The organism is Microbacterium luticellae (assembly GCF_050408645.1).
GTDB lineage: Bacteria > Actinomycetota > Actinomycetes > Actinomycetales > Microbacteriaceae > Microbacterium.
The window spans coordinates 669074-682950 of the sequence record NZ_JBNTKE010000001.1 but is presented as its reverse complement, the minus strand read 5'-3'; the positions used below and the strand labels follow the sequence as shown (position 1 = coordinate 682950).

Below are 13877 nucleotides of genomic sequence, written 5' to 3'. Positions count from 1 at the left end.
GTGGTGGGTACGCTAGGGGAATGAGCTCCGATAGTAACGACGACGCTCTCCAGTGGGAGGGCGACGAAGAGGCTGCCCCGTCGCTGCCGACGGGATGGCGGGCCGTGGGCAAGGGTAGTGAGCGGGTTGAGCACGAGACTGATGTCGAGCCTGCGGTGGTCACTGCGCAGCATCCGGATGCTGGTGATCACGACACCGTTGTTGACGATTCTGAGCCTGCGCCGCCGATAAGCACCGCCGGTCTTGTGGGGCTGGGCGTTGTGTCGGGCGTCTATTTGCTGTTCGCGGTGGGGTGGCTCATCGGCGGTGTGCGGTTGCGCGCGGTTGCGCAGCTGATCGTAAATGACGCGATGTTTACTCCGTGGCTGTGGTTGGCCGTTGCTGCACCGTTTTTGTGGTTTGCTGCCGCATGGTTGTTGACTCGTCGGCAGCGGTGGTGGGTTCGCGCACTGGCTTTGGTGGCGGGCATTGTTGTTATGGTGCCGTGGCCGTTTGTGATGGTGGGGGCGATTGGCGTATGAGCGAGGCAGTGGAAACCGGTCGTCAGCACCGTGCGGCACCCACGTGGGTGCGCATTGGAATCGTAGGGCTCTTTGGGCTGTTCTATGCCTATGCCGTATGGAACACGATTGCCGAGATCATCTCGGTTTCACAGATGGGTTTGAGTGGCACGGGGTGGGCTCTGCTGATTTTTGCGGCTGTTTTTCCGCTCATCATATTTACCGCCGCTGGTTCTTTGGGCTGGAAGCGGCCCGTGAGTGAGCTCGCTGTTGCACTGCTTGCCGGCTTGGGCGTTGTCGCTGTGTTTTGGTTGAACATGGTGGCGTATTTGGCAACGAATTTGCAGGTTTTCTTGCAGTAATTATCGAAATCTGCGTCGTTGCGCCCTGAAGCCTCCGCTAGAGTGGCAGTGATCGCGCCCCGACGGTGTGCGGCGCATCGGCCCTCTCGGTCTCACCTGCCCTATCGCGTCGCCCCGAAGGAATCATTGTGCCCGCAACCCCTGCGCCGAAGCCCGTTGTTCTGATTGCCGAAGAACTTTCGCCCGCCACCATCGAAGCACTTGGTCCTGACTTTGATGTGCGTCATGTTGATGGCACCGATAGAGAAGCGCTGTTTGCGGCCCTGGCCGAAGCGCATGCCGTGCTTATTCGTTCGGCGACTCGTATGGACGACGAAGCGCTGGGGCATGCTGCTCAGTTGAAGGTTGTTGCTCGTGCCGGTGTGGGGCTCGATAACGTCGATATTGCCGCTGCAACGCGCCGCGGTGTCATGGTGGTCAATGCACCGACCTCGAACATTATTTCTGCTGCCGAACTGACCGTGGGTCACATTGTGAGCCTGGCACGTCATATTCCACAGGCGAATGCTTCGCTTTCTGCGGGGGAGTGGAAGCGCAGCAGCTTTACCGGCACCGAGCTGTTTGAAAAAACCGTGGGCATTGTGGGCCTTGGGCGTATTGGTGCGCTCGTTGCTGCGCGTCTTGCCGGTTTCGATGTTCGTATTGTGGCGTACGACCCCTATGTCACCAGTGCGCGGGCGCAGCAGCTTGGTGTACAGCTGGTGTCGCTCGAAGAGCTGGTGGCCGAGGCCGACTTCCTCACGATTCACATGCCGAAGACCCCAGAAACTACGGGCATGATTGGTGCGGCACAGTTGAAGGCTATGAAGAAGAGCGCATATGTCGTCAACGTTGCCCGTGGTGGTCTTATTGACGAGCAGGCGCTGTATGAGGCTCTGCAGGCAGGTGAAATTGCCGGTGCTGGTCTTGACGTGTTCTCTTCTGAGCCCCCGCACGATTCGCCATTGCCCGCGCTGCCCAACGTTATTGTGACCCCGCACCTGGGCGCCAGTACTGCTGAGGCGCAAGAGAAAGCCGGGGTCTCGGTGGCCCGCTCGGTGCGTTTGGCGCTGGGTGGCGATCTTGTTCCGGATGCTGTGAACGTGGCCGGCGGCATTATCGATCCTTATGTACGCCCGGGTATTGCTCTTGTTGAAAAGCTTGGGCAGGTGTTCTCAGCCCTGTCGAAAGCGCCGCTTACCAGCCTTGACGTTGAGGTGCACGGCGAGCTCAATGACTACGACGTAAGCGTATTGAAGCTCGCGGCTCTTAAGGGCGTTTTTAGCGCGATCGTGAGCCAGACGGTGTCGTATGTGAATGCGCCGCTCTTGGCGGAGCAGCGCGGTGTTGCCGTGCGCCTGCTGAAAGACGACGTGAGCGAAGAGTACCGCAACGTTATTACGCTGCGCGGTGCACTATCGGATGGCACGCAGCTATCGGTGTCGGGCACGTTGACCGGGCCGAAGCAGATCGAGAAGCTCGTGGGCATCAACGAGTATGCGCTGGAGTTGCCGCTCGAGACGCACCACGTTGTGATGGTCTACGACGACCGCCCCGGCATTGTGGCGGTGTACGGCCAGAAGTTTGGTGAAGCAGGCATCAACATTGCTGGTATGCAGATTGCACGCCAGGGCGAAGGCGGTAAGGCGCTGAGCATCTTGACGTTGGATTCGCCGGCGAGCGACGACCTGCTCGAGCAGGTGCGTGAGGCGCTCGATGGCGACCTCTTTGCGCGGATTCAGATCACCGAGGTCTAAACGGCAGCGGCTGAGCCTGTAGCCTCTGAGGGCGCGCTGCTTGTTTGCACGAGTGCGATGAGCGCGTCGAGTTCATGCCCGCGGGGCACGGGGCCGCCCAGGTTTCCGGCGTCGAGCGCGTTGTTAAAGTACAGACCGTCGCTCACGAGCATGACGAGGGCGAGGGCTGCTTCGTCGCGCACATGCGGGCGAATGGTATCGGCCCAGCGTGCGCGCACTCGCCGCAGTGCTTCAGCGGCGCTTTCGTCTCCGCCCTGTGCCAGGCGCGTCACAGCGATGAAGCAGCGGTCGAGCGGGTGTTCGAGCGGATTGTCGTTGATGACCGAGGTGCGCAGGTAATAAGCAACGACGCCTTCGGGTGCTGTGTTCATGGCCGTGACGTCGGCTTCTAGCTGGTCGTCAAGACGCTGAATGAGCCCTGCGACGAGGTCGTCTTTTGAGGCAAAGTGGTAGAGCAGGCCGCCTTTAGAGACATCGGCTGCTCGAGCCGTGGCGTCGAGGGTGGCTGCTCTTTCGCCCTCGTCGATGAGGATGACCTCGTAGGCGTCGAGGACGCGTTCTCGTGCGTGGGGTGGGCGTGCCATAGTGCTCCGTTCGGGGTAGGAGAGGCATCCGGATTCTAGCGAAGCTGTGCTCAGCGTGCGCTCAGCTATCTTCCTGTTACTATACCAACCAGACGGTTTAGTTACTGGGTATTTTGTGTGTGCCCATCGATGTCTTTCGAACACGCATACACCGCCCCGCACCACAGGAGACACAGCTATGGCCCGCACCGGGGCTATTCCCATTCTTGAAACAGACGCACCACGCGCCGGAGCCAAAGCCTGGTTCGCGCTCGCGGTACTCATGCTGCCCGTGCTTCTGGTGTCGATCGACAACACGGTGTTGAGCTTTGCGCTGCCCGAAATCTCGCTCGCCCTTGATCCCACGGGTGCCGAGCAACTCTGGATCATCGACGTCTACCCGCTCGTGCTTGCCGGGCTTTTAGTCACCATGGGCACGCTGGGTGACCGCTTTGGACGACGCCGGATGCTGCTGATAGGCGCCACAGGCTTCGCCGCGGTATCAGCACTTGCAGCCTTCGCCTCAACAGCCCTGCTGCTGATTGCCGCTCGCGCTCTGCTCGGCTTTTTTGGTGCCATGCTCATGCCCTCGACCATGTCGCTGCTGCGCTCTATCTTTACCAACCGCGACCAGAGGCGCATGGCGATTGCGGTGTGGGCGGCCGGTTTTTCTGCCGGAGCCGCACTCGGCCCCATCGTGGGTGGGTTCTTGCTGGAGCACTTTTGGTGGGGCTCGGTGTTTTTGATGTCGGTGCCGGTGCTGGTGCCGCTGCTGATCTTTGCTCCCATGCTTGTGCCTGAAAGCCGTGACCCGAACCCGGGGCGCATCGATACGCCGAGCATTCTGTTGTCGATGCTGGCCATGATCCCCGTCGTCTACGCGATTAAGTCGATCGCGGTGGACGGACCCACCATGATGGCTGCACTGTGGGCAGTGGGCGGAGTGGTGATGGGCGTGCTGTTTGTGCGCCGTCAGCGACGCATTACCGACCCCATGCTCGATATGGAGCTTTTTCGCCGCGGCGCGTTCTCGGGAGCCATCCTGGTTAATCTGCTGAGCGTTGTGGCGCTGGTCGGGTTCTTGTATTACGTGTCGCAGCATTTGCAGCTGGTATTGGGGCTCTCGCCCATGGTGGCGGGGCTGGCGCTCGTGCCGGGCATGGTCGCGATGATTATTGCGGGCCTTGCGATCGTGCCCATTTCGCGCCGTGTGTCACCGCACATTCTGATTCCCGTGTCACTGATTTTGTCGGTGCTCGGATACGTGATCGTTGCTGTCAGCACACAGACATCGGCGCTTGTGGCGCTGATCGTGGCGTTCGTAGCCCTCGGTATCGGAATCGGTGCGGCCGAAACGGTGTCGAATGAGCTCATTTTGAGCACGGCACCCGCTAACAAAGCAGGCGCTGCCAGCGCTGTTTCTGAGACGGCCTACGAGGTGGGCGCAGTGTTGGGAACAACGGTGCTCGGTGGAATCATCACCGCGTTTTATCGGAGCGCTCTCGTGTTGCCCACCGAATTGTCTCCGGATGCTGCGGCAGCAGCACGCGAAACACTCGCCGGCGCTTACACCGTTGTGCATGGCCTGCCACAACCGCTGGCCGATCAGGTGTGGGCGGCGGCAACCGGCGCCTTTGAATCGGGCGTTATGGTCACATCATTCATTGGTGCAGGGCTGGTTGTGCTGGCGGGTGTGGTTGCTGCCGCTACGCTGAAAGAGCGCACGCCCACGTCGTAACAGGGTGCAGCGCTTGTTGATCTGAGCAAGGAGAACCATGTCGCGTGTGGTGAAGCTGGCCGTTATTCCTGGTGATGGCATTGGCCCCGAAGTTATTGCCGAGGCAGAGAAAGTGCTCGAGGCGGCGACCGCCGGCACCGGCACGGCATTTGAACGCACCCACTTTTCACTCGGAGCCGGGCGCTACCTCGAAACCGGCGACACCCTCACCAACGACGACCTGGCCGCCATTAAAACCCACGACGCGATCCTCCTGGGTGCCGTGGGCGGCCAACCCGGCGACCCACGTCTACACAACGCCAACATCGAACGCGGCCTGCTGCTACGCCTGCGCTTCGAACTCGACCACTACGTGAACCTGCGGCCATCGAAGCTCTACAGCGGAGCCCCTGGACCCCTGCGCGAACCCGGCGATATCGACTTCGTCGTGGTTCGTGAAGGCACAGAAGGGCCGTACGTGGGCAACGGCGGCGCGATACGCCGTGGCACAGCCAACGAAATCGCCAACGAGACCTCGGTCAACACCGCCTTCGGAGTCGAACGCGTCGTGCGCTACGCCTTCGAACTAGCAGAACGCCGCAATAAGAAACTGACTCTCGTGCACAAGACCAACGTGCTCGTGCATGCCGGGGGCATGTGGAAACGCATCGTCGACGAGGTAGCTGCGGAGCATCCGGAAGTCGCCGTAGACTATTTGCACGTCGACGCGGCGACGATCTTCTTGGTCACAAACCCGTCACGCTTTGACGTCATCGTCACCGACAACCTTTTTGGCGACATTCTTACCGACCTGGCCGGAGCAGTAACCGGCGGGATCGGACTAGCCGCATCGGGCAACATCAACCCCACAGGCGCCTTTCCCTCGATGTTTGAGCCCGTACACGGATCAGCTCCCGACATCGCAGGACAACACAAGGCCGACCCGACCGCAGCAATCCTGTCGATCTCGTTACTGCTTGACCACCTCGGTTTGCACGATGCCGCAACAGCGGTAGCCACGGCCGTAGAAGCCGATATTGCCGAGCGTGGCACAGCACCACGAACAACAACCGAAATTGGTTCGGCTATCGCCGCCCGACTATAACGACGCAGCAGGCGTAGGCTGAGAGCGCGCACCGCCGCGCACGAAGAAACGGAACACCACATGACCACCACCGAGGCCCCGGCACCGCTCGACTTTGCCGTCACAAAAAATCTGGTCGCTACACCACCACAGCAGCGCGAAGAAATCTTGCACAACCCCGGATTCGGCACGCACTTTACCGATCATATGGTCGACATTTGCTGGTCGCAGAAGGGCGGCTGGCACCGGCCTCGCGTGCAACCCTACGGCCCGATTTCGCTCGACCCCGCCGCCGCCGTGCTGCACTATGGCCAAGAGATTTTTGAGGGCATTAAGGCCTACCGGCATGCCGATGGCTCGATCTACACCTTCCGGCCCGAACAAAACGCACTACGCTTTCAGCACAGTGCCCGGCGCCTGGCACTGCCCGAACTGCCCGTCGAATACTTTCTGCAGTCGCTGCGCGAACTGATTGCCGTCGACGGAGCGTGGGTGCCCTCGGGCGATGACCAGAGCCTGTACCTGCGGCCCTTCATGTTCGCTAAAGAAGCATTCCTCGGGGTGCGCCCCGCACACAAAGTGGCGTACTACCTGATTGCCTCACCCGCAGGCGCCTACTTTAGTGGCGGAGTAAAACCGGTCAGCATCTGGTTGTCAGAAAAATATGCGCGTGCCGGGCGAGGAGGCACCGGAACAGCAAAAACAGGTGGCAACTATGCCTCCAGCCTGCTGCCACAGGCAGAAGCCGCGGCACAGGGCTGCGACCAGGTGGTATTTCTTGACGCCGACCGCAACATCGAAGAACTCGGCGGCATGAACGTTGTCTTCGTCTACAAAGACGGCCGCATCGTCACCCCCGAATCCGACAGCATTCTCGACGGCATCACCCGCAACTCGCTGCTGCAACTAGCCGCCGACCGTGGCTACACGGTTGAGCGACGCCACGTCTCGCTCGACGAATGGCGCTCGGGTGTGGCATCCGGAGACATCGTCGAAGTGTTTGCGTGCGGAACGGCAGCCGTCGTGACCCCCATTGGTGTGCTGAAGGGCGAAGGTTTCGAGCTGCAGCAACCCACCGGCGAACTCGCGCTGTCGCTGCGCCAAGAGCTGACCGATATTCAATACGGCCGCGGTGACGACCGGCACGGCTGGCTATACCGACTCGACGCGTAGAACGAGGCTGATCACGTGAAAATCGCACGTTTCAACCACGACGATGGTATTCACTACGGCATCGTCGACGACAACGACCTCGTCGTCTTGGCCGCAGACCCCATGTTTGCAGGGTTCGAAACCACCGGCACCCGCGTGCCACTGGCCGACGCAGCGCTTCTCGCGCCCGTGATTCCGCGGTCAAAAGTGGTGTGCGTCGGAAAGAACTACCACGACCATGCCCGTGAAATGGGCGGCGAAGCACCCGCCGAACCACTGCTGTTTATCAAACCCAACACGGCAGTCATCGGCCCCGGCGACACCATCGTGCGACCAACCCTCTCGGAACGCACCGAGTACGAAGGCGAACTGGCCGTCGTGATCGGTCGGATCGCCAAAAACGTGGCCGCCGACAACGCCCTCGATTATGTGTTCGGCTACACGATCGGAAACGACATCACAGCGCGCGACCTGCAGCGCAGCGACGGCCAGTGGACAAGAGCCAAAGGCTTCGACACGTTTTGCCCCCTCGGGCCCGTGATCGAAACCGAGTTCGACCTCGCCACCGCACGCTTACGCACACGCCTCAACGACACCGTCACGCAAGACGCACCCCTCACCGACATGATCCACTCCGTCGCCGACATCATCGCCTACGCCTCGGCCGTATTCACACTGCTACCCGGCGACGTCATCATGACGGGCACCCCCGCGGGCGTCGGCGGCTTCGTTGCGGGAGATGTGATCGAAGTCGAGATCGACGGCATCGGCACACTGCGAAACCCCGTGCGTGACGCGCTGCCGTCGCCATGACCACGACGCAAACCTCCGATGCTCCAGGAGCAGCAGATACAGCCGCGGTTGCTGTGATCCAGCGACGCACCGTGCGCATCCTCGCCCTCGGGCAGGTGCTCGGCGGTATAGCCTTCGGATCGACCGTCTCGCTCGGAGCACTGCTGGCCGCAAAAATATCCGGCGATGATGCACTGTCGGGCCTAGCAACAGCATCCGTCACCCTCGGCGCAGCCCTGTGCGCCATACCACTGGCCCGCTTCGCCGCCCGCTACGGCCGCCGTCGATCCCTCACGCTCGGAAACCTACTCGCGCTCATTGGCGTCGGCATCGTCATTACCGCGGCCTCGGTGTCGAGCTTTGCCACATTACTCATCGGCATCATCCTCATCGGCATGGGCAATGCCGGCAACCTGCAATCACGCTTCGCCGCCACCGACCTCGCCGCACCCGAACACCGCGGGCGCGACCTCTCGATCGTCGTCTGGTCAACAACGGTCGGGGGAGTAGCCGGACCTTTTTTGCTGACACCCGGTGAAAACCTCGGCAGACTCATCGGCATGCCCGAATACACGGGCTCGTACCTGTTCTCGCTCGTCGCGCAATCACTCGCCCTCACGCTCTACCTCATCGCCCTGCGACCCGACCCACTGCTCACCGCTCTACGCCTCGCCAGCCAACCCGAAGCGCACAGTACGAAAACTAGCACCACAGCCGGCGCCGCCATCGTGGAAGGCACCGACCGACCCGCCGCCGCCCGCTACGCCATCGTCGCCGTCGCAGGATCACACGCAGTCATGGCCTCCGTCATGGCCATGACACCCATCCACCTCGCCCACATGGCCGCCGACACCACCAACCACGCAACATCCAGCGACGTCACAACCCTCGTCGGCGTGACCATCGGACTCCACGTCGCCGGAATGTATGGACTCTCGCCACTATTCGGCATGCTCGCCGACCGCTGGGGACGCATCCGGGTCGTCATGCTCGGGCAAGCCGTGCTCACCGCCTCACTACTGTGCGCGATCGTTGGCGGGCAGCATCCGGCGGGAGTCATGGCCGCCCTCATCTTGCTGGGCCTCGGCTGGAGCGCCGCGACCGTTGCCGGAGCAGCACTGCTCACCGAATCATCGACCGTGCACCAACGGCCCCGACGGCAGGGCATCAGCGACTCACTCATGAGCCTGACCGCCGCACTCGGAGCAGCAGGAGCAGGCATTGTGCTCACCGGCTGGGGTTACGCAGGCCTTAGTGCGATTGCGCTCGCCGTGGTTGCCGTGATCGTGGTGCTCGCTCCGGTAGCCGCACGGGCACGGGCACGCGTAGCTGATGAGCGCCGCATAGCCGACTAGACTCGTAGACGCTATGGCTACTCCTGATCCTCGTACGACAACGGCAACCGGTTCTGACGTCAGGGTGCGTTTTTGCCCCTCGCCCACAGGAACCCCGCACGTTGGTCTCATTCGCACCGCGCTGTTCAACTGGGCTTATGCCCGCCACCACGGCGGCAAGATGGTGTTTCGTATTGAAGACACCGATGCCGCGCGCGACAGCGAAGAAAGCTACGAGCAACTGCTCGATGCGCTGCGGTGGCTCGAGATTGACTGGGACGAAGGTGTTGAGGTGGGCGGCCCGCACGCGCCGTACCGGCAGTCGCAGCGGCACGATATTTACCGTGAAGTGATCGACAAGCTCATGGCTACCGGGGCGCTGTACGAGAGCTATTCGACGGCCGAAGAGATCGATGCTCGTAACGAAGCCAATGGTCGCGCGAAGCAGCTGGGTTACGACAATTACGATCGTGATCTGACCGACGACCAGAAGGCAGCATTCCGAGCCGAGGGTCGCAAGCCTGCGCTGCGGTTGCGGGTGCCCGACGAAGACGTCACCTATGTTGACCTCATTCGTGGCGAAGTGACTTTTCCGGCCGGGTCTTTTCCCGACTTTGTTGTGGTGCGCCCCAACGGCATTCCTCTCTACACATTTGTGAACCCTGTCGACGATGCACTTATGGGTGTGACGCATGTGCTGCGCGGTGAAGACCTCATGCCGTCGACGGCACGCCAGCTGGCTCTGTATGCGGCGCTGATCGGCGCGGGTGTGACCACGTTTATTCCCCGCTTCGGGCACATGCCGCTCGTGCTGGGCGATGGCAATAGGAAACTGTCGAAGCGTGACCCGCGGGCCGACTTGTTCTTGCAGCGTGAGAAGGGCATGATTCCCGAGGGGCTGCTCAACTATTTGGCTCTTCTGGGCTGGTCGATTGCGGCCGACCGCGACGTGTTTTCGCGCGACGAGCTGGTTGAGGCGTTTCGCATTGAAGACGTCAACCCGAACCCGGCTCGTTTTGACCAGAAAAAAGCGGAGTCGATTAACGGCGACCACATCCGGATGCTGGAGCCCAGCGATTTCGCTGCCCGCATTACTCCGTACCTGCAGGCCGCCGGTGTCGTGGGGGAGCAGGTTACCGAGCGTGAGCAGCAGCTGATTACGGCGGTTGCCCCGCTCATCCAGGAGCGCCTTCCTGTTTTGAGTGATGCTCCAGGACTCGTGAGCTTTCTGTTTGCCGACGACATCACACCGGATGCTGATGCGCTGAAGGTGTTGCCCGACAACACGGCCGACGTACTTGCTGCCTCGGTTGCCGCACTCGAACCGCTCGCTGCCGACGCATTCACAGCCGAAGGCATCAAGCAGGCGCTGTCGAGCGCACTCATTGACGACATGGGCCTGAAACCACGTATCGCCTTTGGTCCACCGCGCGTGGCCATTACGGGCCGTCGTGTTTCGCCACCCCTGTTCGAGTCGATGGAACTGCTCGGTAAAGACGAATCGCTGCGCCGGTTGCGCGGGTTGCAGGTATAGCCGCAGCCGCGGACCGCGAGTAGTGTGGACCTCTCGGAACCAGTGGAGGTCTGTCATGAGTTCATCACGCAACGCGGTGCAGTCGGTCACCGAATTTGATCTTGCCCGCTATCTCGGCCTGTGGTTCGAGATTGGTCGACTACCGCTGCGCTTTGAAGACGACGGAGCACGCGACGTGACGGCACACTATTCGCTCAACGACGACGGCACCGTGCGAGTAGATAATCGTTGCATCGATGCATCCGGAGATGCTGTGCAAGCAGAGGGTAAGGCAGAAGCCGACCCTGATCATGCGGGGCGACTGCGTGTAACGTTCTTGCCGGCAGCGCTACAGTGGATTCCCTTTACCGAAGCCGACTATTGGGTGCTGCGCATTGACAGCAACTATCAGCACGCGCTCGTCGGCACCCCTGATAACAAGCACCTGTGGTTGCTGAGTCGCGAGCCATCTATGCCTGCGGAGCTCGAACAGTCATTTCTTTCGACAGCCCGGATGCAGGGATACAACCTCGACCACTGGATTCGACCCGAACAGTCAGGAAGCACCGTCGAAATAGCGTAGGCGCACCGTATTCCACGGCGGCACGAAGCGGCGCGCGCGGGAGCCCGCGTCGGTTTTGCTCACGCACTGATGTCGGCTAAGCTTGTCTCTCGGTGCACGGCTGCGGCTGATGCCCATGGGGTATGGTGTAATTGGCAACACGGCTGATTCTGGTTCAGTTGTTCTTGGTTCGAGTCCAGGTACCCCAGCAAGATTGAAACCCCCGGTTGACCGGGGGTTTTCTTGTTTCTACTCGGGTTCAGCGTGCTGTCTCTTTTCTTCTTCTCTTCCGCGACCGGACGCAACACGCCGTTGCCACTTGATGCTTCGCGGCATGTCGCGTCCGGTGGCGATGGGGTGCACGCACTGGCCCTGCGCCACCGGGCACAACACGCCGTTGCCACTTGATGTTTCGCGGCATGTCGTGTCCGGTCGCGGTGGGGCGCACGCACTGGCCCTGCGCCACCGGGCACAACACGCCGTTGCCACTTGATGTTTCGCGGCATGTCGTGTCCGGTCGCGGTGGGGCGCACGCACTGGCCCTGCGCCACCGGGCACAACACGCCGCATCCGGGTGTATCGATACGGCATGTTGTGACCGGCGGCGCCAGAGGTGGCGCAGTGACCGGCTGTGCCAAAGAGAACACAGTGACCGGCCGCGCCAAAGGCAACACGGGAACCCGCTGCTGATGCGGGTACAGCCGTGCCGCGCAGTGCAGCCACCTTCGGTGTCCACAAACGCCGGATACCTGGCATAGTCATGAGAGGAATGACAGGGGCAGATATGCAACAACACCGCAGGGCGTGGGGGAGAAGCTTGTCGGTGGTTGTGCTTGCGGCCGCGGCAATGATGCTGGCGTCGTGTCTTCCCGAACCTATCGAGGCGCCCCGGCCACCGACGGCGACGCAGGTCGCGCACGATACATCACGAACGACGCCGTCTCCGACACCTTCTTCGTCCCCGGATGCGACACTGATTTCGGTCACCGATGGCGACACCATTGTTACGAGTGACGGCATCGTAAGAATCATTGGGATCGATGCACCCGAACGTGGCGAGTGTGGTTATCGGGCGGCTACCGATGCGATTCGTGCGCTTATTGCCGTGGGCGATCCGGTGGTTTTGGAGCATCCGGAGGGTCAGAATGATCGCGACCGTTACGACCGGATGCTGCGCTACGTCGCCGCACACGATGGCACCGACATTGGTCTCATGCAGCTGGAGGCGGGTAATGCGGTCGCGCGGTATGACTCGCTCGACGGCTATCCGCGGCATCCGAAGCAAGAAGAGTATCGAGCCGTAGAGAAGGCCAGACTCGACTCGAGCGGCCGGGTGGTCACCGCCGAGTGTGCCCTGGCTGTCTCAGCAACACCCACGCCCGCTGCCTCGGCAACAGCAAGCCCGACACCGACACCGACACCGGTAGCGACTGCGTATACCGAACCGTGGTACATGAAATATCCCTCGTGCGCGGCGCTCAAACGTAACACCGTGGGTGATCCGACAGGCCCGTTCAACCGTGATGATCCAGCCGAAGCCGACATTTACGACTGGTTTCAATACGGTACTGGGTTTCGTGGCGACGGAGACTTCGACGGGCTCGCCTGTGAGTAAGTAGCGTGATGTCTGTCTGAAGGATGCCGCCAGCCGATTGCCGGAGCGCAAAAATATGGTTAGCCTAACCTTAGCTACGTGTTTTTTGTGGATGTTCCACGAGCGACAGAAGGCGGTAGAAATGGCGAAACGAGGAATGGTCGGGGTCATTATGCGTGCCTATGGAGCGCGTGATCATAACGCGACGGTCACCCGCACCGAAATGCTCGCCCCGCACTTTGTCCGCGTACACCTGCATTCACCGACCCTGTTGGAATCGGCAGCCGTCGCACCGGCGGCCTTCTTACGGTTCTGGTTTCCTGACCAGGCCAATCCCGATCACGAGTATCAACGCGGATACACCGTCTCTCATGTTGACGCAGCCACCGGCAACTTTGCGATTGACATGCTGCTGCACACGCCCGAAGGGCCTGCGTCAGCCTGGGCGCGCCGAGCGAAACCCGGAATGAATGTGCAGGTCACGCCATTCGGGTCGACACACTTCGCACCGCCCGTCGATGAACCCCGCGGCTACCTACTCATCGGCGATGCCGCAGCAACCCCGGCGATCAACGCCATTATTGCCGCCGTGCCTGCGCAGACGCCCATCCGGTTGTATCTGGAACAGCACAGCAGTAACGACCGGATGCTTCCCCTGGCCGATCACCCGCAGTTGCAGACGCACTGGGTGGCACGCGACGGCGAAGCTTCACTTGCCGGGGTCATAGAGAATCGTGACTGGACCGGCTGGTATGTGTGGGCGACACCCGAATCGGGCAGCCTCAAGCATGTGCGTAAAAAGCTACGTGACCAGGGCGGATTCTCTCGGAGCCACAGGCATCTACAGGCGTACTGGTATTACGGACGAGCCTTCGGTAAACATCGCTCACTCGCCACAGAAAACGAGCAGACGGAATCGGGAAAGATACATATACACGATGAGGCATAGGCACTGCCGTACCGTGAAA

The 13877-nt window shown here is 61.3% G+C and carries 13 protein-coding genes and 1 tRNA gene; 13 read left to right on the top strand and 1 reads right to left on the bottom strand.

The window, feature by feature from the left end; all coding sequences use genetic code 11:
* The first annotated feature begins 20 nt into the window (after positions 1 to 20).
* From ACQUSW_RS03350 to serA, 3 genes are all read left to right on the top strand, one after another.
* The gene (locus ACQUSW_RS03350) at positions 21 to 521 is read left to right on the top strand and encodes a hypothetical protein (RefSeq protein ID WP_428930835.1); all 501 of its coding nucleotides are present in this window, start codon (positions 21 to 23) and stop codon (positions 519 to 521) included.
* Positions 518 to 862, top strand: a complete 345-nt coding sequence (locus tag ACQUSW_RS03345) for a hypothetical protein (RefSeq protein WP_428930834.1) — start codon at positions 518 to 520, stop codon at positions 860 to 862. The genes ACQUSW_RS03350 and ACQUSW_RS03345 overlap by 4 nt, the downstream gene beginning before the upstream one ends.
* 128 nt (positions 863 to 990) lie before the next feature.
* Positions 991 to 2598, top strand: a complete 1608-nt coding sequence (gene serA / locus ACQUSW_RS03340) for a phosphoglycerate dehydrogenase (RefSeq protein WP_428930833.1) — start codon at positions 991 to 993, stop codon at positions 2596 to 2598.
* Here serA and ACQUSW_RS03335 read toward each other — a convergent pair.
* On the bottom strand, positions 2595 to 3182 hold the full coding sequence (locus ACQUSW_RS03335; protein WP_428930832.1) for a TetR/AcrR family transcriptional regulator: 588 nt from the start codon (positions 3180 to 3182) through the stop codon (positions 2595 to 2597). The genes serA and ACQUSW_RS03335 overlap by 4 nt on opposite strands.
* A gap of 178 nt (positions 3183 to 3360) precedes the next feature.
* Here ACQUSW_RS03335 and ACQUSW_RS03330 point away from each other — a divergent pair, with 178 nt between their 5' ends.
* The 10 genes from ACQUSW_RS03330 (at position 3361) to ACQUSW_RS03285 (ending at position 13858) form a co-directional block, all read left to right on the top strand.
* A complete protein-coding gene (locus tag ACQUSW_RS03330; protein ID WP_428930831.1) occupies positions 3361 to 4899 on the top strand; it encodes an MFS transporter in 1539 nt (512 codons plus the stop codon).
* Between the two features lie 37 nt (positions 4900 to 4936).
* The gene (locus ACQUSW_RS03325) at positions 4937 to 5983 is read left to right on the top strand and encodes a 3-isopropylmalate dehydrogenase (RefSeq protein ID WP_428930830.1); all 1047 of its coding nucleotides are present in this window, start codon (positions 4937 to 4939) and stop codon (positions 5981 to 5983) included.
* 60 nt (positions 5984 to 6043) lie between these two features.
* Complete coding sequence (locus ACQUSW_RS03320) at positions 6044 to 7135, top strand: branched-chain amino acid aminotransferase (RefSeq protein WP_428930829.1); 1092 nt, start codon at positions 6044 to 6046, stop codon at positions 7133 to 7135.
* Positions 7136 to 7150: 15 nt separating this feature from the next.
* A complete protein-coding gene (locus ACQUSW_RS03315; protein WP_428930828.1) occupies positions 7151 to 7927 on the top strand; it encodes a fumarylacetoacetate hydrolase family protein in 777 nt (258 codons plus the stop codon).
* The gene (locus ACQUSW_RS03310; protein ID WP_428930827.1) at positions 7924 to 9261 is read left to right on the top strand and encodes an MFS transporter; all 1338 of its coding nucleotides are present in this window, start codon (positions 7924 to 7926) and stop codon (positions 9259 to 9261) included. Before ACQUSW_RS03315 ends, ACQUSW_RS03310 begins: the two co-directional genes overlap by 4 nt.
* A gap of 13 nt (positions 9262 to 9274) precedes the next feature.
* Positions 9275 to 10774, top strand: coding sequence for a glutamate--tRNA ligase (gene gltX, locus ACQUSW_RS03305; RefSeq protein WP_428930826.1), 1500 nt, complete (start codon positions 9275 to 9277; stop codon positions 10772 to 10774).
* Positions 10775 to 10829: 55 nt separating this feature from the next.
* Positions 10830 to 11336: a lipocalin family protein gene (locus tag ACQUSW_RS03300; protein ID WP_428930825.1), complete on the top strand. Its 507-nt coding sequence runs from the start codon at positions 10830 to 10832 to the stop codon at positions 11334 to 11336.
* Positions 11337 to 11452: 116 nt separating this feature from the next.
* A tRNA-Gln gene (locus ACQUSW_RS03295) sits at positions 11453 to 11524 on the top strand.
* A gap of 614 nt (positions 11525 to 12138) precedes the next feature.
* Positions 12139 to 12930, top strand: coding sequence for a thermonuclease family protein (locus ACQUSW_RS03290; protein ID WP_428930824.1), 792 nt, complete (start codon positions 12139 to 12141; stop codon positions 12928 to 12930).
* Positions 12931 to 13051: 121 nt separating this feature from the next.
* A complete protein-coding gene (locus ACQUSW_RS03285) occupies positions 13052 to 13858 on the top strand; it encodes a siderophore-interacting protein (RefSeq protein WP_428930823.1) in 807 nt (268 codons plus the stop codon).
* Positions 13859 to 13877: the final 19 nt, after the last annotated feature.

Excerpts from the sequence above, each read along its gene's own strand:
- ACQUSW_RS03350 (WP_428930835.1), top strand. The coding sequence starts at position 21 with ATGAGCTCCGATAGTAACGACGACGCTCTCCAGTGGGAGGGCGACGAA.
- ACQUSW_RS03320 (WP_428930829.1), top strand. The coding sequence starts at position 6,044 with ATGACCACCACCGAGGCCCCGGCACCGCTCGACTTTGCCGTCACAAAA.
- ACQUSW_RS03345 (WP_428930834.1), top strand. The coding sequence starts at position 518 with ATGAGCGAGGCAGTGGAAACCGGTCGTCAGCACCGTGCGGCACCCACG.
- ACQUSW_RS03335 (WP_428930832.1), bottom strand. The coding sequence starts at position 3,182 with ATGGCACGCCCACCCCACGCACGAGAACGCGTCCTCGACGCCTACGAG.
- ACQUSW_RS03300 (WP_428930825.1), top strand. The coding sequence starts at position 10,830 with ATGAGTTCATCACGCAACGCGGTGCAGTCGGTCACCGAATTTGATCTT.
- ACQUSW_RS03310 (WP_428930827.1), top strand. The coding sequence starts at position 7,924 with ATGACCACGACGCAAACCTCCGATGCTCCAGGAGCAGCAGATACAGCC.
- ACQUSW_RS03285 (WP_428930823.1), top strand. The coding sequence starts at position 13,052 with ATGGCGAAACGAGGAATGGTCGGGGTCATTATGCGTGCCTATGGAGCG.
- ACQUSW_RS03330 (WP_428930831.1), top strand. The coding sequence starts at position 3,361 with ATGGCCCGCACCGGGGCTATTCCCATTCTTGAAACAGACGCACCACGC.
- ACQUSW_RS03325 (WP_428930830.1), top strand. The coding sequence starts at position 4,937 with ATGTCGCGTGTGGTGAAGCTGGCCGTTATTCCTGGTGATGGCATTGGC.
- gltX (WP_428930826.1), top strand. The coding sequence starts at position 9,275 with ATGGCTACTCCTGATCCTCGTACGACAACGGCAACCGGTTCTGACGTC.